Source organism: Flavobacterium sp. IC2-16 (assembly GCF_055521455.1).
Genome location: NZ_CM145480.1, coordinates 2,285,456 through 2,305,080, shown reverse-complemented (window position 1 = coordinate 2,305,080; position 19,625 = coordinate 2,285,456). Strand labels below are relative to the sequence as shown.

Genomic DNA, 19,625 nt, shown 5'->3' with positions numbered 1-19,625 from the left:
AATGCGATTACACAGAAATTTAGTTTTTACCGTTATTGATTCGCTTATGGCGATATTCAATGAAGGACAATATGCCGACAAAGTTGTTGCTTTGGCACTAAAAAAAGACAAACGCTGGGGAAGCCATGACCGTAAGTTTGTTGCTGAAACCATATACGAAATTGTTCGTTGGAAACGCCTATATGCCGAAATTGCAGAAGTTAAGGAACCTTATGACCGTGATAACATTTGGCGTATGTTTGCCGTTTGGGCCGTTTTACGTGGCTATATCTTACCCGATTGGAAATATTTTGAATCTACGCCGGTTCGTAAAATTAAAGGCCGTTTTGATGAATTATCTAAAATTAGAAAATTCAGAGAATCTATCCCGGATTGGATGGATGAGCTTGGGATTCAGGAATTAGGTGAAGAGCTTTGGAATAAAGAAATTGCAGCACAAAACGAACAAGCAAAAGTAATTTTACGGGTGAATACTTTAAAAATCACAAAAGAAAAATTACGTTCCATTTTAATGGATTTGAATATTGAAACCGAATTCCATACTAATTATCCTGATGCGTTAATTTTAAAAGAGCGTGCCAATGTATTTTTAACTGATGCTTTTAAAGAAGGCTACTTTGAAGTACAAGATGCATCTTCGCAATTGGTTGCGCGATTTTTAGATGTTAAGCCAGGTATGCGTGTTGTAGATACTTGTGCCGGTGCGGGTGGTAAAACCTTGCATATTGCTTCTTTAATGGAAAACAAAGGACAATTAATTGCTATGGATTTATACGAAAGTAAACTAAAGCAATTAAAACTCCGAGCAAAACGAAATGGTGCGTTTAACATCGAACCACGCGTAATAGAAAGCACAAAAACAATCAAAAAATTACACGAAAAAGCAGATCGTGTTTTAATTGATGCTCCATGTAGTGGTTTAGGTGTTTTAAAACGTAATCCAGACAGCAAATGGAAATTACAACCAGAGTTCATCGATAATATTAAAAAAGTACAAGCGGAGGTTTTAGAAAGTTATTCTAAAATTGTAAAACCTGGCGGAAAACTTGTATATGCAACCTGTTCAGTGTTACCATCTGAAAATCAGGAACAAATTAAGAAATTCTTAAGCACAGAAAGCGGAAAAAACTTTAACTTTGTCAGAGACGAGAAAGTATTGGCTTCAGAATCCGGATTTGACGGTTTCTATATGGCCTTGTTAGAACGAAAACCTTAAACCCAAATTAAAAAATGAAAAAACTTTACACAATATTTTCAATATTGAGCTTTGTTGTCGGCTTTGCTCAAATTCCAACTGGATATTATAATACGGCAACTGGTACAGGATATACCTTGAAAACGCAGTTGAAAAAAATCATTGACAATGTAAATGACGGAATACCTTCCGAACATTTAGCTGGTGATAACGGATATTCTGGTTTATATACTACATATCTAACATCAGACAAGGATTTTTACTATGAAAATGATGGAACATTATTAGATATGTATACCGAAAATCCAACTGGATCGGAATGTGAATTTACTTATGGTGTTAATCAGGATGATGGAACTGGTGGTACTGCTGAATGCCAAAAATACAACCGTGAACATATCATACCACAATCCGTTTTTAGTTCGGCTACCCCAATGTATTCTGATGCTCACTTTGTTGTACCATCAGACAAATACGTAAATGCACAACGTGGTGACTTCCCGTTTGGTAGAACTAGTGCTCCAACAAATACTTACTCAAATGGTTCAAGAAAAGGTCCAAATCTAAATTCAGGGTACTCTGCAGGTTATACAGGAACTATCTTTGAGCCAATTGATGAATTTAAAGGAGATATTGCTCGTATGATTTTATACTTTGCAACGCGCTACGAAGACCAGGTTGCTGGCTGGTCCTTTCCAATGTTTAATGGCACGAGTGATCAAGTTTTCACAAATACCCATTTAGAAATTTTAAAACAATGGCATATTCTTGATCCAGTTAGTCAAAGAGAAATTGACAGAAACAATGCGATTTATGCTCGTCAAAACAATAGAAATCCTTATATAGATCACCCAGAATGGGTTGCTGTAATTTGGGGTCCAACTTTACAAACTGATTCGTTTAACGCTTTAAATAATGTTTCTGTTTATCCAAACCCAAGTTTAAACAGCAGAATCAACATTACTTCTAAAGTAGAATTAGACGATATTCAGCTTATCAATATTAACGGACAAATTATTAAAGAGATTAAAAATCCGGTACGAATTCAAAATGAATACACTTTAGAAAACTTACCACAAGGATTTTATTTCGTAAAATTATCTTCGGATAACCAAACAACCACCAAGAAAGTATTAGTGAATTAAATTTCACCAATGCAAACAAATAAAAAATCCACCATAAAGGTGGATTTTTTATTTTATATCAACGAAGTATTAATCATTCATAGAGATTAAAAACTCTTCATTATTTCTAGTTTTCTTAAAACGATCATTAATAAATTCCATAGCTTCAACCGGATTCATATCTGCCAAATACTTACGCATAATCCACATACGTTGAATGGTTTTTTCATCTAATAATAAATCATCTCTTCGCGTACTCGATGACGTTAAATCGATAGCAGGGAAAATACGTCGATTAGCAATACGTCGATCCAACTGCAACTCCATGTTGCCCGTACCTTTAAATTCTTCAAAGATAACCTCATCCATTTTAGAGCCCGTTTCCGTAAGTGCTGTAGCAATAATACTTAACGAACCACCATTTTCGATATTACGAGCCGCACCAAAAAAACGTTTTGGTTTTTGAAGCGCATTGGCATCCACACCTCCACTCAATACTTTACCAGAAGCTGGCTGAACCGTATTGTATGCTCTAGCTAAACGCGTAATAGAATCTAATAGAATAACCACATCGTGACCACATTCAACTAGGCGCTTTGCTTTTTCTAATACAATGTTAGCCACTTTCACATGACGTTCTGCCGGTTCATCAAAAGTAGAAGCAATAACCTCTCCACGCACACTACGTTGCATATCGGTTACCTCTTCCGGACGCTCATCAATCAATAAAACAATTAAATACACTTCAGGATGGTTTGCCGCAATTGAATTGGCAATATCCTTAAGTAACATAGTTTTACCGGTTTTAGGTTGTGCTACAATCATACCTCTTTGTCCTTTTCCAATTGGCGAAAACAAATCGATAATTCGTGTAGATATAGAACTTTGACGTTCTGCTAAATTGAATTTTTCTTCTGGGAATAATGGGGTTAAATGTTCAAAAGAAATTCGGTCGCGAACCACTTGCGGGTCATGACCATTAATTTTCAAAACTTTAACCAAAGGAAAATACTTCTCTCCTTCTTTAGGAGGTCGAACCACGCCTTTTACAGTATCACCCGTTTTCAATCCGAATAAACGAATTTGAGATTGTGACAAATAAATATCATCCGGTGAAGCCAAATAATTATAATCTGATGAACGCAAAAAACCATATCCATCTGGCATCATTTCTAAAACACCTTCACTTTCAATAATTCCATCAAACTCGTAATCCGGTTCTCTGAAATTTTGTTTTTTATGCTTTTGATTTGGATTCTGGTTTTGATTTGGATTTGGATTAGCTTGCTGCGGCTGGTTTTGTACTGGTGCAGCGGCCTGAGTTTTTTCAACAACTGCTTCTTCAGTATTTTCTAAAGGCAACTTCCCTTGATTTTGAGGTTTTGCTTGAAAATTTTGGCTATTCTCTTTGTTGAATTTTTGCTTAGGCTGAAATTCTTTCTTTTTATTGAACGGCTCCTTTTTTGCTTCTTTTTCAGTAGTTTCTTTAGGCTCAAAAGTAGCTTTCTCTGTATTTTGTGGAACACTTGGTGCTTCCGATTGTTCTTTAGCTTCAGCTTTTGGAGCAATACGAGCTCTTTTCGGCTTATCGTCTTTAGATTCCTTGCTAGGTTTCACAGGTTCGATTATAGCCGGATCTGCAGCTTGAAGATCTAAAATCTGATAAATAAGCTCTTCTTTTTTAAGATTTCGGTATTTATTGATTTTAGCAACTTTTGCAATTTCTTGAAGCTCAGGTAGCTTCATTTCTTTTAACACATCAATATCAAACATGTATGTTCTTTGTAGTTTAATTAACGTAATTGGGTAGTTCTAAAAATTGTAGTGATTTTTTTTTTGACTTGAAACAATCGTAGAATGAAGTACTTACGATTTTACTATGCAATAGTACGAATTTAATTTAAAAAACAATAGCTTTTTTATGAAAAAGACGCTATTTTTGTCCAAATCTTAAGAATAAGTTTTACCAATGATTCAAAGAATTCAAACCGTTTATCTTTTCCTTGTTTTTGTTTGCTCAGGGATTTTACCGTTTGTTTTTCCTTTATGGAAAGATGCGGAAGGAAACGATTTCTTTTTCATGAAACAAATGATCTTTTCAGTATTGTTTGGTTTAAGTACAACCTTAGCTTTGGTAAGCATTTTAGGATACAAAAAAAGACAAAATCAGTTTGTGATGAACAGACTGAACATAATATTAAACGTTATATTACTAGGATTTTTTGTGTATCGATCGCTAAATTTATCCGGAGAAACGCAAGTTTCGGAGAAGGGTATTGGGATGTTTCTTCCTATTGTTTCTATCGTTTTGTTGGTTCTTGCCAATAAAGCCATCAAGAAGGACGAAGATCTTGTAAAATCTGTTGACCGATTACGATAAACCTATCATCTTAGTTTATTAGTGCGAAAAAAAATCCGAATCATAACCGATTCGGATTTTTTGTTTCTTGCAATATCACTAAATTTAGTGATACAAAATCACTAAATATGGTGAGCTAAAGTCTTATTTTTTGTCATATATTTGGATAACTGAGATTCCACCAATGACAGAAAAAATACGCATATACCTTGCAGACGACCATCAAGTACTTATTGATGGCCTAATTGCTGTTTTAAAATCGAATAAAGCATTTGAAGTAGTTGGATTTTCACTTTCCGGTGAAAACTTATATGAAAAAGTACTATCCAAAAAAACAGATGTACTTATCATGGACATTAATATGCCCGAAATAGACGGCTTAGATGTTTTACGAGAGTTTAAACAAAAAGGGTATCCGTGTGATGTTATTGTGTTTTCAAGCTTTGATGACATTAAACTTATTAAAGAAGTACTACAACTTGGCGCTAAAGGTTACTTAACCAAACAATCTGCGGGTGAACATCTTACCGAAGCCATTACTTCAGTATATAACGGTGAGGAATACTATTCTAAATCGGTTCGTGAAAAAATATTCTTATCTTTTGCAGGAAAAGGAAACGAAACGGAAACTATAAATGAAGAAGAAATCCTCCAAAACATTACAGACAGAGAGCTTGAAATTTTAAAACTTATTTCATTAGAGTACAGCGGCAAAGAAATAAGTGAAGCATTGTACATCAGTTCCAATACCGTTGAAACTCACAGAAAAAACTTGATAAAAAAACTAAATGTAAAAACCACAATAGGGCTTGTAAAATTTGCTTACAAGCACAATCTTATCAAATAACAATTAACCTCAAAAACAAAAAAAATATGGCATTAATCAGAAATTATGGTTTTCAAACCAATTATTTAGATGGTGAATTTGAATTTAATTTTGAGATTCCAGACAATTGTAATTATACTACTCATTATGATGCTGTGAAAAAAAATTACACTGTTACCATCCAACTAAATTCGGGGCAAACGATACCCTCTACAACCTTCGAAATGCAGTCCTATAATTTTAGCTCAGACGACGGTGTATTAGACCTAACTTTTGATCAAAAGTTAAATGGTACATCTAATAAAAAACCAATTATAAAAATTTACGAGTAATTCAAAATATGAAAAACTTATTTTTCATATTTATAATAACATCTTTCACGGGATTTGCACAGCAAAATGCCGTGAAAGATTCTTTTTTACTATACAAAAACAATAAAAAATATCTCAAAGCTTTAAGCTACATTGACAACAAAGCCAATTCCTATTTATTAAAGAAAGATTATACCAATTATGCCTATGCTATAGACAGCAAAGCCAAGTTACTTACATTAAATATAAAAGATTACAAACGAGTATTAAAAGTATCCTACGATGCTTTAAATAAAGTTGACAATAAGATAAGTGGAACACCCAAAATTTTACTTCAAAAAAATATTGTTGTAGCCTATATGCGGCTAAAAAAATACCCAAAAGCTATTGAAGAGGCTGAAAAAATACTTAAAACAAGTAATTTCCCAAAGAAAGATTCAATATACTACAGATTAAACAACCATATTCTAATCAGCTACTTGATAATGTCTCAAACCGATAGTGCCTTCAAGTATTTGGAACCTGATTTAAAATATTATAAAAGTACAAACGATTACAAAGAAATTTCTAGAGCGTACAACCTCCACAATTTTTTTTATGCTGTCATTAATGAGCGGGAAATCGCTGGAAAATATCTCGACTCTTCCTATATTTTTGCTTTAAAAAGTGGTCATAAAGAAATAATAGCTACTGCAGAAAGTAATTTAGGAGTACATTATTTAACTGTTGAAAAAAACTATAAAAAGGCAGAAAAAATATACCTTAAATTAGTTGATCGATACAAAAATGATACTTTAGATAATTCCTATGCAATTGCTGTTTCAAACTTATCGTATACGTATGATAAATTAGGGGATTACAAAAATGCATACAAATACAACTCTAAATACACTGACTATTTAGATTATCTCGTTAATGAAAAAAACGACAGTGAAATTGAACGGTTACAAATTCAATATGAATTAGACAAAGCCGAAAGTAAATTCTATGAAAAAGAATTACTATTAAAGCAAAAACAACTAAAAAGTGAAAAATTAATGTATTTGCTAATTGCTATACTTACCTTTTTAGGGGTATTGTTTTATTTCTTCTATCAAAATTTAAAACTAAAACAAAAGAGTAAACTAAAAGACATTTCCCAAAAACAACAACAAAAAATAGTTAACGCTACTATCGATGGTCAGGAAGAAGAACGTAAGCGTCTTTCGGGTGTTTTACACGATAACATTAGTGCTTTATTATCATCTGCTAGTTTACACTTAACCGCTTTTGAAACCGATCATCCCGAATTAAAACAAGAGCTTGTAAAAACCCGTGGAATTATACAAGACGCTCATGATAAAGTTCGTGATTTGTCGCATAATCTAATACCTCCTGCTCTTGAAAAATTAGGCCTTGTAAGTGCACTGCAAGATTTATGTGAAAAAAACTCTAACTCCTTAATCGAATTTAAGTTCAATAATTTCATTCCTAGCGAATATCGCTTTCCAAAAGAATTTGAATTAAAAATTTATTTTATAGTAGCAGAGCTATTCAATAATATTATGAAGCACAGTAAAGCAAACGAAGCTTCATTAACTTTAGATAAAACCGACAACCAATTATCCATAAACATAGAAGATAACGGTCATGGTTTTTCAAATAAGAAGACTACCGAAAAAGAAGGATTTGGCCTTTCGCAAATTAAAACACGTATTAAAAGCATGAAAGGATCCATAACCATAAATTCTAAAGAAAACTCAGGAACATTGGTTTACATCAAAGTAGAAATTCCCGAAGGAAAATCAAACTCGGGTTCCCAATTCCACAACGCATAAATTTTCAATTTTAGCTCCGTTTATTTCAAACTGTAACATTGTTCGTACTTGATGAAAACCATGTTTTCCAGCAGCACCTGGATTCATATGCAGCAGTTTTAAATCGTTGTCGTACTGAACTTTTAAAATATGCGAATGACCACAAATAAACAATTTTGGTGGATTTGATTTTATTTCATTCCGAATATCAAGATTGTATTTCCCAGGATATCCTCCAATATGTGTAATCCACACTTCAACTTCTTCACACATAAAACGATTATGAAGTGGAAATTCTATTCGGGCTTTAGCATCATCAATATTTCCATAAACGGCTCGCAAAGGCTTTAATTGTTTAATAGAATCGGTTACAGCCAAATCTCCAATATCGCCAGCATGCCAAACTTCATCGGCAAGCTTAACGTATTTTAAAATCGTTTCGTCAATATGACTGTGTGTATCGGAAAGCAGTAAAATTTTTTTCATTGATAAACTGAAACTATCAGTTGGCTAAGATACTTTTATTTTAATGTACAGCAATAACCACTTCCCTTTAACCTTTTCCCACACAACTTTAACCTTTTCACAACACAAAAACTTCGTAACTTTGCTTCTCCAAAACTTTGACGCTTTATACCTTGAGATATTTTATTGAATTTGCATACAACGGAAAAAACTACCACGGCTGGCAATACCAACCTCAATCGGTTTCGGTACAAGAAACTTTAAACAAAGCTTTAAGTGTTTTACTGAAAAAAGAAATAGATGTTGTAGGAGCCGGACGAACCGATACTGGAGTACATGCAAAACAAATGTATGCTCATTTTGATTATGAAGATTCTTTAGATTCGGCGTATTGGACAAAAAAATTAAATTCGTTTTTACCAAAAGATATTGTTGTGTATCGAATAATTGCCTTACACGATGATGCACATGCGCGATTTGATGCGGTAAGTCGTACTTACGAATACCATATTCATACTTTTAAAGATGCATTTCAAAACGATGGAAGCTGGTATCATCATTATCCTCTTAATGTGGAACAAATGAACAAAGCAGCCAAAATACTTTTTGACTATACCGATTTTGAATGTTTTTCGAAAGTTAACACCGATGTTAAAACATTCAATTGTATCATTAAAGAAGCCCATTGGAAACAAAATGACAACGAACTTATTTTTACTGTTTCGGCAGATCGTTTTCTTCGTAACATGGTACGAGCCATTGTTGGCACATTAATTGGCGTTGGTTTAGGCAAAATTTCTTTAGATGATTTTAGAAAAATAATTGAAAGTAAAGATCGCGGTAAAGCTGGTTTTTCAGTTCCCGCACACGGATTGTATTTAACCAAAGTAATTTATCCTTATCTTCACAACTTGTAATGAAAGTAATTCAATCCATATCATTAAGAAAGGTAATGCAGTTTGCCCAACCCTACAAAAGTAGGCTGTATTGGGTAGTTGTTTTTGCTGTAAGTCTTTCCATTTTTGCTGCTCTTCGCCCCTATTTACTAAAGCAAACAGTAGATACTTATCTAAAAAATCATGACGGCACAGGTTTGTTATGGTATATTTTATTAATGGGGTTAATTTTGGTTTTGGAAGTTGTCTCACAATTTCTTTTTACCTATTGGGCTAGTTGGTTAGGACAAGACATTGTAAAAGATATTCGGGAGAAACTTTTCAAACATATTACAGCTTTTCGAATGAAATATTTCGATCAGGAGCCTGTTGGTAAATTAGTTACTCGTTCGGTTTCTGATATCGAATCGATTGCCAGTATATTCAGTCAAGGATTATTCATGATTGTTAGCGACTTATTAAAAATGTTGGTTGTTTTAGGCATCATGTTTTATATGAACTGGAAACTGAGCTGTATTGTAGTTTTAGGAATGCCTATTCTACTCTATGCCACTCGAATTTTTCAGCAAAAAATGAAAATTGCTTTTGAAGAAGTTCGTACACAAGTAGCCAACTTAAATACGTTTGTTCAGGAACGCGTTACCGGAATGAAGATTGTACAATTATTCAACCGCGAAGAAATCGAACTGGAAAAGTTTAAAGAAATCAACCAATTACACAACAAAGCTTGGTTGAAAAACATTTTATACAACTCCATTTTCTTTCCAATTGCCGATATTTTATCATCGTTAACCTTAGGACTTGTAGTTTGGTATGGCGGGTGGAATATTAGCCATGGAGATACCATGACAACTTTTGGGGATTTATTTGCTTACACCATGCTAATTGGTATGTTATTCAATCCTTTACGTCAAATTGCCGATAAATTTAACGTGATGCAAATGGGAATTATCGCAGCCGAACGTGTTTTCGAAGTGCTGGATAAAGAAGAACAGGTACAAGAATCCGGAACAACAATACCAGGACATTTTCAAGGTAACATCGATTTCCAAAAGGTACACTTCAGTTACATTAAAGATGAAGAAGTACTAAAAGGTATTAATCTAAAAATTAAAGCTGGCGAAACTATCGCTATTGTTGGTGCAACGGGCGCGGGTAAATCAACCATTATCAATTTGTTGAATCGTTTTTACGAAATCGATAGCGGAACAATTTTAGTAGACGATACAGACATTAACGAGTTCGATTTAGATAGTCTACGAAGACAAATTGCCATTGTACTTCAAGATGTTTTTCTTTTTGCAGATACTATTCTAAACAACATCACACTAAACAATCCAGAAATTTCGAAAGATGATGTTATTCAAGCAGCAAAAAAAATTGGAGTGCATGAGTTCATTATGAGTTTACCTAATGGTTACGAATATAATGTAAAAGAACGTGGTGTAATGCTATCATCAGGTCAGCGTCAATTGATTGCTTTTTTAAGAGCTTATGTCAGTAATCCGAGTATTCTAATATTAGATGAAGCAACGTCTTCTATAGATACGTATTCAGAAGAATTAATTCAAAAAGCAACTGAAACCATAACACAAGGCAGAACATCAATTGTTATTGCGCATAGACTGGCAACAGTTATTAATGCTGATAAGATTATTGTTATGGATAAAGGTCAGATTGTGGAAGAAGGCAAACATTTCGATTTAATCAACAAAGCAGAAGGCTTCTACAAAAATTTATACGAATCACAATTTGCCGTTGAGAATAATTGATAATTATTTAATTATTGTTTATTTTCGTGCACTGAAATTAAAACAAAATTTTATTTAAAAAATGACACGAAGCTTTGCTGAATGCATTTTGTACAAATAATAAATAAACACAAACAAAATGACTCGAAGGCCTGCCGACTGCATTTTGTACAAATAATAAATAAACACAAACAAAATGACTCGAAGGCCTGCCGACTGCATTTTGTACAAATAATAAATAAACACAAACAAAATGAAATACGATATTATTGTTTTAGGAAGTGGCCCTGGAGGATATGTAACAGCCATCAGAGCATCACAGTTAGGCTTTAAAGTAGCCGTTATCGAGAAAGAAAATCTTGGCGGAATTTGTTTAAACTGGGGATGTATTCCAACCAAAGCATTACTTAAATCGGCTCAAGTTTTCGATTACCTAAAACATGCTTCAGATTACGGATTGAAAGTGGAAAATGCCGATAAAGATTTCGGAGCTGTAATTGCGCGTTCTCGTGGTGTTGCAGAAGGAATGAGTAAAGGTGTTCAATTCCTAATGAAGAAAAACAAAATCGACGTTATTGATGGATTCGGTAAAGTAAAACCTGGTAAAAAAGTTGATGTTACAGCTGCCGATGGAAAAGTAACTGAATATAGTGCAGACCATATTATCATTGCAACTGGAGCTCGTTCACGCGAATTACCAAACTTACCTCAAGATGGTAAAAAAGTAATTGGGTACCGCCAAGCTATGGTATTACCAGAACAACCTAAGAAAATGATTGTTGTAGGATCAGGGGCTATTGGTGTTGAGTTCGCTCATTTTTACAATGCAATGGGTACAGAAGTTACTATTGTAGAATTCATGCCAAATGTTGTACCTGTAGAAGATGAAGATATCTCAAAACAATTTGAGCGTTCTTTGAAAAAAGCTGGTATCAACATCATGACCAATGCTTCTGTAGAAAAAGTAGATACTTCTGGAAAAGGGGTTAAAGCAACCGTTAAGACTTCTAAAGGTGAAGAAATCCTTGAAGCTGATATTGTGCTTTCTGCAGTTGGAATTAAAACTAACATCGAAAACATCGGATTAGAAGAAACCGGTATTGCTACCGATAGAGATAAAATTTTAGTAAACGCATACTACCAAACTAATGTTCCGGGTTATTACGCTATTGGTGATGTAACTCCAGGACAAGCTTTAGCGCACGTTGCTTCGGCTGAAGGAATTTTGTGTGTTGAAAAAATTGCTGGTTTACATGTTGAACCTTTAGATTATGGTAACATTCCAGGTTGTACTTATGCCACTCCAGAAATTGCTTCTGTTGGTTTAACAGAAAAAGCAGCTAAAGAAAAAGGATACGAATTAAAAATTGGTAAATTCCCATTCTCAGCCTCTGGAAAAGCAAAAGCTGCAGGTACTCCAGACGGATTTGTAAAAGTAATTTTCGATGCTAAATACGGAGAATGGTTAGGTTGCCACATGATTGGTGCTGGTGTTACCGATATGATTGCCGAAGCTGTTGTAGCTCGTAAATTAGAAACTACAGGTCACGAAATCTTAAAAGCAGTTCACCCTCACCCTACTATGAGTGAAGCGGTTATGGAAGCTGTTGCAGATGCATATGGTGAAGTAATTCACTTATAGTTTAGGCATAACATAATTAAAATAAAAAGTCCGTATTGGTTATTCAATACGGACTTTTTATTTATCATATTATCAGTGATTTACATATTTACTGAAAATATTTTAATGATTTCCTGTAACTTTTAAAATATCCTCACGTATAATTACTGATTTTAAAATAATTTCAGACCAAAAATGACACATAAGTGTTGTAACTTCTAAACGTCTATCGAAGACATTTATTTCGACCCAAGGTTCCTTCGACCTGAGATTTTACCCGGAAACTTTTTCTGGTTGAATTCTATCTTAAAATCAACATTCGTTTTTTTATTAATTATATTTATATGACAACAATTTTATCTTTTTGGTGGTTAATCCTGTTGGTATTATCCATTGTATTTTACAAATTCGTTTTAAGGGTTTTCTTTGGAATGGTGATTGTTCCGGAAGACAAAATCGGTTTGGTAACCAAAAAATTCGTGCTTTTTGGTGCAAATAAATCATTACCTGATGGTAGAATTATAGCAACCAAAGGAGAAGCTGGTTTTCAAGCACAAACATTAGCACCTGGATTGTATTGGGCGATGTGGATTTGGCAATATTCGGTAGACATGACTTCCTTTACTATTATTCCTGAAGGAAAAATTGGTTTAGTACTAAGTAAAGATGGTAAAGAAATCCCTATTGGACGAATCTTAGCTCGAAAAGTCGAAAGCGACAACTTTCAAGATGCTACTGCTTTTTTAAATAATGGTGGACAAAAAGGACGTCAAACAGCTTTTATTACTACGGGTTCCTATCGTATTAACACATTCCTTTTCGAAATTGTAATTGCCGATCAGGTAAAAATATTCGAGAACATGGTTGGTATTGTAACCGCATTAGATGGAGAGCCAATTCCATTAGGCCAAATTGCAGGTAAGTTTGTTGAAGGCCATAACAATTTTCAGGATTTTGATGAATTCTTGGAGAAAAATGGAAACAGAGGATTACAACCTCAAGTGATGTTAGCTGGTTCATATTACATCAATACTTGGGCAATTCAAATTGAACAAAACCCAATGACAGATGTACCTATTGGTTATGTAGGTGTAGTAATTTCTTATATTGGTGAAGACGGGCAAGATGTTACAGGTGAAACATTTAAACACGGTAATATCGTATCTAAAGGGCAACGTGGAGTGTGGATGGAACCATTTGGACCTGGTAAATATGCGTTGAATAAATACACCACTAAATTAGAAGCAGTTCCTACAACAAACTTAGTTTTAAACTGGGCAAATGCACGTAGTGAATCGCATGATTTAGATAAAAATTTATCAACAATTACAGTACGTTCAAAAGACGGTTTCCCTTTTAATTTGGATGTTGCTCAAATTATTCACGTTCCGGCAAACGAAGCGCCAAAAGTAATTGCCCGTTTTGGAAGTATGACTAACTTAGTTTCTCAAGTATTAGAACCAACAATTGGTAACTACTTTAGAAACTCCGCTCAAGATAGCGATGTAATTTCATTCTTAAGCACGCGTAAAGAACGTCAAGAATCAGCTAAAAATCATATTAAAACCGTTTTAGACGAGTATAATGTGAACGCAGTTGATACATTAATTGGAGATATTGTTCCGCCAGATTCGTTAATGAAAACTTTAACCGACAGAAAGATTGCGGAAGAAGAACAAAAAACGTATCAAACGCAAAAATTAGCGCAAGAACAACGTCAAGGTGTTGAAAAAGAAACAGCTATTGCCGATATGCAAAAAGAAATAGTGCGTGCTTCACAAAGTGTTGAAATTGCGCAACGTACTGCAGATGCAACGGTTAAAAAAGCAGAAGGTGATGCAACCAGTTTAAAATTGAATGTAAACGCAGAAGCAGAAGCTACAAAAATGAGAGCAAACGCTGAGGCAGAGGCTACTAAAGCAAGAGCTGGTGCTCAAGCAGAGGCTACTCGTTTAAATGCAAGTGCAGAAGCTGAAAAAATCTCTAAAACCGGTTTAGCAGAAGCTGAAAAAATTATGGCCATTGGTAAATCAACAGCAGAAGCATATCAATTACAAGTTTCTGCAATGGGTGGCGATAACTTTACCAAATATAAAATTACAGAAGAAATTGGTAAAGGAAACATTAAGGTTATTCCAGATGTGTTGATTTCAGGAGCAAATGGTTCTGATGGCAGCATAAGCGGTTTACTTGGAATGAAACTTATGGAAATGATGGATGCAAAACCTTCATCAAAAGATAATCCAAAAAAGTAGTTTAATTTCGGTTTATAAAACTAATCCGTTCTGTGTATTCAGAACGGATTTTTTATTTCAAATTTTCTAAAGAAACTAGCATTAAGCTACAAATTAAAAAACTGACATTCTTACTATTTCGTAAAAAGAAAAACCGTAAAATCCTTTATATTTGCTATTCAATTTAATTTAATTACTATGCAACATATTATTGATCGTTTCATTAGTTATGTAACGGTAGACACCGAATCCGATCCAAATTCAAATACAACTCCAAGTTCAGCGAAACAATGGGATTTAGCCAACAAATTGGTAGATGAACTTAAGGCAATCGGGCTTCAAGATGTTAGCATAGACGATAAATCGTATATTCAAGCTACACTTCCAAGTAATTTAGATTACGAAGTTCCAACCATTGGTTTTGTTTCTCATTTCGATACTACACCCGATTTTACTGGTGCAAACGTAAAACCTCAAATTGTTCCAAATTATGATGGTGGTGATATTATACTGAACAAAGAACAAAACATTGTTTTATCGCCGAGTTATTTTGAAGACTTACTGCTATATAAAGGTCAGACACTTATTACCACTGACGGTACAACTTTATTAGGAGCTGATGATAAAGCCGGTATTACTGAAATAATTACCGCCATGGAATACTTAATCCAAAATCCGCATATCAAACACGGAACTTTAAAAGTTGGATTTACCCCTGATGAAGAAATTGGTCGTGGAGCTGACTTTTTTGATGTAGAAAAATTTGGTTGCGAATGGGCTTATACCATGGATGGAAGTCAGATTGGTGAATTAGAATACGAAAACTTTAATGCAGCCGGTGTGAAACTTAAATTCAAAGGGAAAAGCGTTCACCCAGGATATGCAAAAGGTAAAATGATTAACTCAATGCTTTTAGCCACTAAATTCATTTCTAAACTACCTAAAAAAGAAGTTCCGGAAAGAACAAAAGGGTATGAAGGCTTTTTTCATGTGGTTCATTTAGACGGAAGTATCGAAGAAAGTAATGTTCAACTTATCATTCGTGATCATAACAGAAAGAAATTTGAAGAACGAAAAAAACTAGTTCAAAAGCTTGCCGATAAATTGAATAAAAAATATGCAAAACAATTTGGCGCTAATATTGTTGAAATTGAAATCAAAGACCAATATTACAACATGCGTGAAAAAGTTGAACCGGTTAAGCATATTGTAGACATTGCAGAACAAGCTATGAAAGAACTAGGCATAAAACCCCTTATCAAACCAATTCGTGGTGGTACTGACGGTTCTCGTTTATCGTTTATGGGATTACCTTGTCCTAATATATTTGCTGGCGGACATAATTTTCATGGTAAATATGAATATGTTCCTGTAGAAAGTATGCAAAAAGCGGTTGATGTAATTATTAAAATTGCTGAAATTACAGCGACAAAGTACAAGAAATAATTTTTATACCGAGATGAGTGAATCAAAAAATCCATGGAACAAAACCAATCAATGGGCTGAAGAACTAGACTATCTTAAATCGCTCATTTCACAAACCGAATTGGAAGAAATGACCAAATGGGGAGGTCCGGTTTACACTATAAATAAAAAAAACGTTGTTGGTATTGGAGGCTTTAAATCGTACGTAGGAATATGGTTCTTCAACGGTGTTTTCATGAAAGATGAGAAAAAAGTGCTCGTCAATGCCCAAGAAGGAGTTACAAAAGCGCTTCGACAGTGGCGTTTCAATTCTAAAGAAGAAATCATTAAAAACGAGAAAACGATTCTTCTGTACTTAAAAGAATCTATTGCAAATGAAAAAGCTGGATTGTCTAAAAAACCGGAGAAAAAAGAAGAAATAATTTCAGAATTATTAAACTCCGAATTTAAAAATGACAGTGCTTTGAAAAAGGCCTTTGAAAGTTTCTCCCCCTACAAACAGCGCGAATTTTTAGAGTATATTGAATCGGCTAAACAGGAAAAAACAAAGCTCACCCGATTAGAAAAAATTAAACCTCTAATTTTAAGCAATACTGGTTTAAATGATAAGTATAGATAATAAAAAAGTCCCTTTTGGGGACTTTTTTATTACTGTAAAAGTAATATTATTTTGCTGCGTTTACTTTTTGGCTTAATTCTAATGAAATAGCAGAACGCTCCATTTTAATTTTTCCAGCCATAGTTTCAATTACTACAGAATCTTCATAAAGCTCTGCAATTTTACCATGAATACCAGACTTTGTTATAATCTTATCACCAACTTTTAAAGCTGCTTCAAATTCTTTTTCTTTTTTAGCACGTTGTTGTTGTGGGCGTATCATTAAAAAATACACAACAACAAACATTAAAAGTAACGGCAACATTGAACCTAATTGTCCCATAATTTATTTTATATATTAATGCATTGAAGGAGTTGAATCTCCTGCTTTTGGTGTTACACTTGCTTTAATAGTAACTTTTTCAGTACCTTCTTTTGTGTTGGTCGTTAAAGTAACCGTTTTTTGTTGCTGACCCGATTTTCCAGCTGAACTGAACGTAACTTTCATATCGGCAGTTTCTCCTGGTTTAACAGGCTCTTTTGGCCATTCAGGAACTGTACATCCACAACTTCCTTGAGCATTGATAATAATTAAATCGGCTTCACCTTCATTGGTGATTTTAAAAACCGTTTCAACTTTATCACCTTCATTAATTGTTCCAAAATCATGTTCTTCTTCATTGAACTTAATTTTTGGAAGTTTTCCAGAAGCAGCATTTTCAGCCATTACTTTTTTAACGTTCTCAGGATCAATTTTATCTGAGGCATTGTCATTTTTACAAGAAGTTGACAAGATTAATGTTGCAATTGCCAACAACCCTAAAGATTTTCTAATCATACTTAAAAATTTAATTACATTAAACCTCTACCGGTTTTGATTAATTTTTTTTCGTTTTGATAATCTTTTACAAGATTATCTAAAATTCCGTTGATAAAAATACTACTTTTTGGAGTAGAATACTCCTTAGCTAATTCTAAATATTCGTTAATTGTAACTTTCACCGGAATTGAAGGAAATTTTAAAAATTCGCAAATAGCCATTTTTAAAATGATAGTATCTATTTCGGCTATACGCTCTGTATCCCAATTAGGTGTTTTGTCTATAAACTCTTTAGCCAACATATCGTTATTCAATACCGTTTTACGGAAAAGATCGCGAACAAAATCTTTATCGTCAGCATCTTTATATAACTTCGGCACAAAGAACGAAGTATCATCTGCCGGTTCGATATGTTTAAGCTGTTTTGCAATCATGGTATTCACCAATGGAATATCATCAACCCAAGTCAATTTATTGTCTTCCAAATAATCGTATAATTTTTCATTTGGCGCAATAATATCTGTAAACAACGATACAACAAACTGCTTATCTTCTTCAAAATTATTTACAGAAGATGTCATATACTCATTATATAAATTGCTGTTTTTTATTTCTTCCAAAAGCAATAAAATATAATCGTCGTTATTTTTCCAGTTTGTAATTTTTCGATTTTCTAATGCGTTTTGCAACGATAGATTTTCATCTAACTGAACTAGAACCTTATTACCGATAAACTTTTTATTGGGATTGCGTTCTTCTTTTGTTGCGAGATGCTTTTTACTTGATTTTTCGATAAAATCTTCTTCCGATTTACGAATTTCTACCAATGCAGAAATCATAATCAAATATAAATCCTGGATATTTTCGATACTTTGATAAAGAAATTTTTCTTCCTTTTCTAAATTATCGGAATTGTTTTGATGCATAGCATAAATGGACTGCATCACTTTTACACGGATATGTCTTCTGTTTAACATCTTGCTGAAAGAACTTTAAATTAAAGGAGCGAAAGATTACTCTTTCGCTCCGCAAAATTAGAAAATATTTTTTAGAGAAATTTACTTTCCTGCATTTTCTTTTTTTCTAGCATCAATACGCTCTTGAGCCATTCGCATAGCAGCTTGATGTGTAGTGATGTTATTTTCTTTAGCATAATTGAAAATATCTAAGGTTGTGTTATAGATATTTTGCGTTCTTTTCATCGCTTCATCTTTTCCGTAACCTGCAATTTCACCATATACATTAATGATTCCACCCGCGTTGATTAAGAAATCTGGAGCATATAAAATTCCTTTTTCTTGAAGTCTAGCACCGTGAATTTGCTCTACCGCCAATTGGTTGTTTGCAGCACCAGCAATTACTTTAGCTTTTAATTTTTCGATAGTATCATCGTTAATTGTAGCACCTAAAGCACATGGCGCATAAATATCAACATCAGCACTGTATAAATCATTACCGTTATATACTTTAGCACCATATTTAGCTCCTACTTCTTGTAAACGAGCCTCGTTAATATCTGCAATTTGAACTAAAGCGCCTTCTTTAGAAATTAATTCTACTAAAGTTTCACCTACGTGACCAATACCTTGAACCAAAACCTTCTTACCTTCAAGATTGTCTGATCCGAATTGGTATTTAGCAGCCGCTTTCATTCCCATATAAACCCCATAAGCGGTTACTGGTGAAGGGTTTCCTGAACCCCCAATAGCTTCAGAAATTCCAGTTACATAAGGTGTATGCTTACGAATTAAATCCATATCTGGAGTGGTAGTACCTACGTCTTCAGCAGTAATATAACGTCCACTTAACGAGTGAACATACTGACCAAATTTTACGATTAATTCTGGTGTTTTATCTAATTTAGAATCGCCAATAATTACCGCTTTTCCTCCTCCTAAATTTAATCCTGAAATCGCCGATTTATAAGTCATCCCTCTAGATAAACGAAGTACATCGTTTAAAGCCTCCCATTCATTTGTATATTTCCACATTCTGGTACCACCTAAAGCGGGTCCTAAAACTGTGTTATGAATTCCAATAATTGCTTTTAATCCAGTATCTTTGTCGTGACAGAACACGACTTGCTCATGATTATCAAATGAAACTTGACCAAAAACGGGGTCAATTTTGTGAAGCTCATTAGCGTTAGTAACCTCTGTTATCATGTTTAAATTGTTTTTATAGGTTGAAAATAATTCAAAAAC

At 33.9% G+C, this 19,625-nt stretch carries 18 protein-coding genes; 12 read left to right on the top strand and 6 right to left on the bottom strand.

Annotated features, from left to right (window positions below; all coding sequences use genetic code 11):
* The first annotated feature begins 1 nt into the window (after window position 1).
* Together ACZ1JT_RS10600 and ACZ1JT_RS10595 are read left to right on the top strand one after the other, a co-directional pair.
* A complete protein-coding gene (locus ACZ1JT_RS10600; RefSeq protein ID WP_465093796.1) occupies window positions 2-1,216 on the top strand; it encodes an RsmB/NOP family class I SAM-dependent RNA methyltransferase in 1,215 nt (404 codons plus the stop codon).
* A gap of 14 nt (window positions 1,217-1,230) precedes the next feature.
* Window positions 1,231-2,340, top strand: a complete 1,110-nt coding sequence (locus ACZ1JT_RS10595) for an endonuclease (RefSeq protein WP_465093795.1) — start codon at window positions 1,231-1,233, stop codon at window positions 2,338-2,340.
* A gap of 69 nt (window positions 2,341-2,409) precedes the next feature.
* Here ACZ1JT_RS10595 and rho read toward each other — a convergent pair whose 3' ends face one another.
* The gene (rho, locus tag ACZ1JT_RS10590; protein ID WP_465093794.1) at window positions 2,410-4,092 is read right to left on the bottom strand and encodes a transcription termination factor Rho; all 1,683 of its coding nucleotides are present in this window, start codon (window positions 4,090-4,092) and stop codon (window positions 2,410-2,412) included.
* A gap of 196 nt (window positions 4,093-4,288) precedes the next feature.
* Here rho and ACZ1JT_RS10585 point away from each other — a divergent pair, with 196 nt between their 5' ends.
* The 4 genes from ACZ1JT_RS10585 to ACZ1JT_RS10570 all read left to right on the top strand — a co-directional run bounded on the left by ACZ1JT_RS10585 (window position 4,289) and on the right by ACZ1JT_RS10570 (window position 7,632).
* The gene (locus ACZ1JT_RS10585) at window positions 4,289-4,699 is read left to right on the top strand and encodes a DUF4293 domain-containing protein (RefSeq protein WP_465093793.1); all 411 of its coding nucleotides are present in this window, start codon (window positions 4,289-4,291) and stop codon (window positions 4,697-4,699) included.
* Between the two features lie 163 nt (window positions 4,700-4,862).
* Complete coding sequence (locus tag ACZ1JT_RS10580; RefSeq protein ID WP_465093792.1) at window positions 4,863-5,525, top strand: response regulator; 663 nt, start codon at window positions 4,863-4,865, stop codon at window positions 5,523-5,525.
* Window positions 5,526-5,551: 26 nt separating this feature from the next.
* Entirely contained in the window at window positions 5,552-5,836 is a 285-nt protein-coding gene (locus ACZ1JT_RS10575; protein WP_465093791.1) for a hypothetical protein, read from the top strand.
* Between the two features lie 8 nt (window positions 5,837-5,844).
* Entirely contained in the window at window positions 5,845-7,632 is a 1,788-nt protein-coding gene (locus tag ACZ1JT_RS10570; RefSeq protein ID WP_465093790.1) for an ATP-binding protein, read from the top strand.
* Here the strand turns inward: ACZ1JT_RS10570 and ACZ1JT_RS10565 are convergent.
* Window positions 7,600-8,097, bottom strand: a complete 498-nt coding sequence (locus ACZ1JT_RS10565; protein ID WP_465093789.1) for a metallophosphoesterase family protein — start codon at window positions 8,095-8,097, stop codon at window positions 7,600-7,602. The two genes, ACZ1JT_RS10570 and ACZ1JT_RS10565, sit on opposite strands and share 33 nt — an antisense overlap.
* 152 nt (window positions 8,098-8,249) lie before the next feature.
* On the opposite strand from ACZ1JT_RS10565, the gene truA reads away from it, so the two are divergent.
* From truA to ACZ1JT_RS10535, 6 genes are all read left to right on the top strand, one after another.
* A complete protein-coding gene (gene truA, locus ACZ1JT_RS10560) occupies window positions 8,250-8,993 on the top strand; it encodes a tRNA pseudouridine(38-40) synthase TruA (RefSeq protein ID WP_465095292.1) in 744 nt (247 codons plus the stop codon).
* Window positions 8,993-10,744 (top strand): ABC transporter ATP-binding protein, encoded by a 1,752-nt coding sequence (locus ACZ1JT_RS10555; protein WP_465093788.1) that lies wholly within the window; start codon window positions 8,993-8,995, stop codon window positions 10,742-10,744. The genes truA and ACZ1JT_RS10555 overlap by 1 nt, the downstream gene beginning before the upstream one ends.
* A 232-nt stretch (window positions 10,745-10,976) precedes the next feature.
* Window positions 10,977-12,365, top strand: coding sequence for a dihydrolipoyl dehydrogenase (gene lpdA / locus ACZ1JT_RS10550; RefSeq protein WP_465093787.1), 1,389 nt, complete (start codon window positions 10,977-10,979; stop codon window positions 12,363-12,365).
* Window positions 12,366-12,688: 323 nt separating this feature from the next.
* Window positions 12,689-14,599, top strand: coding sequence for an SPFH domain-containing protein (locus ACZ1JT_RS10545; RefSeq protein WP_465093786.1), 1,911 nt, complete (start codon window positions 12,689-12,691; stop codon window positions 14,597-14,599).
* Window positions 14,600-14,776: 177 nt separating this feature from the next.
* Window positions 14,777-16,024: a peptidase T gene (gene pepT / locus ACZ1JT_RS10540; RefSeq protein WP_465093785.1), complete on the top strand. Its 1,248-nt coding sequence runs from the start codon at window positions 14,777-14,779 to the stop codon at window positions 16,022-16,024.
* Between the two features lie 13 nt (window positions 16,025-16,037).
* A complete protein-coding gene (locus tag ACZ1JT_RS10535; RefSeq protein WP_465093784.1) occupies window positions 16,038-16,622 on the top strand; it encodes a YdeI/OmpD-associated family protein in 585 nt (194 codons plus the stop codon).
* Between the two features lie 46 nt (window positions 16,623-16,668).
* On the opposite strand, the gene yajC is transcribed toward ACZ1JT_RS10535, so the two are convergent.
* From yajC to ACZ1JT_RS10515, 4 genes are all read right to left on the bottom strand, one after another.
* Entirely contained in the window at window positions 16,669-16,944 is a 276-nt protein-coding gene (yajC, locus tag ACZ1JT_RS10530; RefSeq protein WP_465093783.1) for a preprotein translocase subunit YajC, read from the bottom strand.
* Window positions 16,945-16,959: 15 nt separating this feature from the next.
* Entirely contained in the window at window positions 16,960-17,439 is a 480-nt protein-coding gene (locus ACZ1JT_RS10525) for a DUF1573 domain-containing protein (RefSeq protein ID WP_465093782.1), read from the bottom strand.
* Between the two features lie 14 nt (window positions 17,440-17,453).
* Window positions 17,454-18,398, bottom strand: coding sequence for a transcription antitermination factor NusB (gene nusB / locus ACZ1JT_RS10520; protein WP_465093781.1), 945 nt, complete (start codon window positions 18,396-18,398; stop codon window positions 17,454-17,456).
* An 81-nt stretch (window positions 18,399-18,479) separates the two neighbouring features.
* Window positions 18,480-19,586 carry a Glu/Leu/Phe/Val dehydrogenase dimerization domain-containing protein gene (locus ACZ1JT_RS10515; RefSeq protein WP_465093780.1) on the bottom strand — a complete coding sequence of 369 codons (1,107 nt, stop codon included), beginning with the start codon at window positions 19,584-19,586 and terminating at the stop codon, window positions 18,480-18,482.
* Between the last annotated feature and the right edge of the window lie 39 nt (window positions 19,587-19,625).

Excerpts from the sequence above, each read along its gene's own strand:
- ACZ1JT_RS10600 (WP_465093796.1), top strand. The coding sequence starts at position 2 with ATGCGATTACACAGAAATTTAGTTTTTACCGTTATTGATTCGCTTATG.
- ACZ1JT_RS10595 (WP_465093795.1), top strand. The coding sequence starts at position 1,231 with ATGAAAAAACTTTACACAATATTTTCAATATTGAGCTTTGTTGTCGGC.
- rho (WP_465093794.1), bottom strand. The coding sequence starts at position 4,092 with ATGTTTGATATTGATGTGTTAAAAGAAATGAAGCTACCTGAGCTTCAA.
- ACZ1JT_RS10585 (WP_465093793.1), top strand. The coding sequence starts at position 4,289 with ATGATTCAAAGAATTCAAACCGTTTATCTTTTCCTTGTTTTTGTTTGC.
- ACZ1JT_RS10580 (WP_465093792.1), top strand. The coding sequence starts at position 4,863 with ATGACAGAAAAAATACGCATATACCTTGCAGACGACCATCAAGTACTT.
- ACZ1JT_RS10575 (WP_465093791.1), top strand. The coding sequence starts at position 5,552 with ATGGCATTAATCAGAAATTATGGTTTTCAAACCAATTATTTAGATGGT.
- ACZ1JT_RS10570 (WP_465093790.1), top strand. The coding sequence starts at position 5,845 with ATGAAAAACTTATTTTTCATATTTATAATAACATCTTTCACGGGATTT.
- ACZ1JT_RS10565 (WP_465093789.1), bottom strand. The coding sequence starts at position 8,097 with ATGAAAAAAATTTTACTGCTTTCCGATACACACAGTCATATTGACGAA.
- ACZ1JT_RS10555 (WP_465093788.1), top strand. The coding sequence starts at position 8,993 with ATGAAAGTAATTCAATCCATATCATTAAGAAAGGTAATGCAGTTTGCC.
- lpdA (WP_465093787.1), top strand. The coding sequence starts at position 10,977 with ATGAAATACGATATTATTGTTTTAGGAAGTGGCCCTGGAGGATATGTA.
- ACZ1JT_RS10545 (WP_465093786.1), top strand. The coding sequence starts at position 12,689 with ATGACAACAATTTTATCTTTTTGGTGGTTAATCCTGTTGGTATTATCC.
- pepT (WP_465093785.1), top strand. The coding sequence starts at position 14,777 with ATGCAACATATTATTGATCGTTTCATTAGTTATGTAACGGTAGACACC.
- ACZ1JT_RS10535 (WP_465093784.1), top strand. The coding sequence starts at position 16,038 with ATGAGTGAATCAAAAAATCCATGGAACAAAACCAATCAATGGGCTGAA.
- yajC (WP_465093783.1), bottom strand. The coding sequence starts at position 16,944 with ATGGGACAATTAGGTTCAATGTTGCCGTTACTTTTAATGTTTGTTGTT.
- ACZ1JT_RS10525 (WP_465093782.1), bottom strand. The coding sequence starts at position 17,439 with ATGATTAGAAAATCTTTAGGGTTGTTGGCAATTGCAACATTAATCTTG.
- nusB (WP_465093781.1), bottom strand. The coding sequence starts at position 18,398 with ATGTTAAACAGAAGACATATCCGTGTAAAAGTGATGCAGTCCATTTAT.
- ACZ1JT_RS10515 (WP_465093780.1), bottom strand. The coding sequence starts at position 19,586 with ATGATAACAGAGGTTACTAACGCTAATGAGCTTCACAAAATTGACCCC.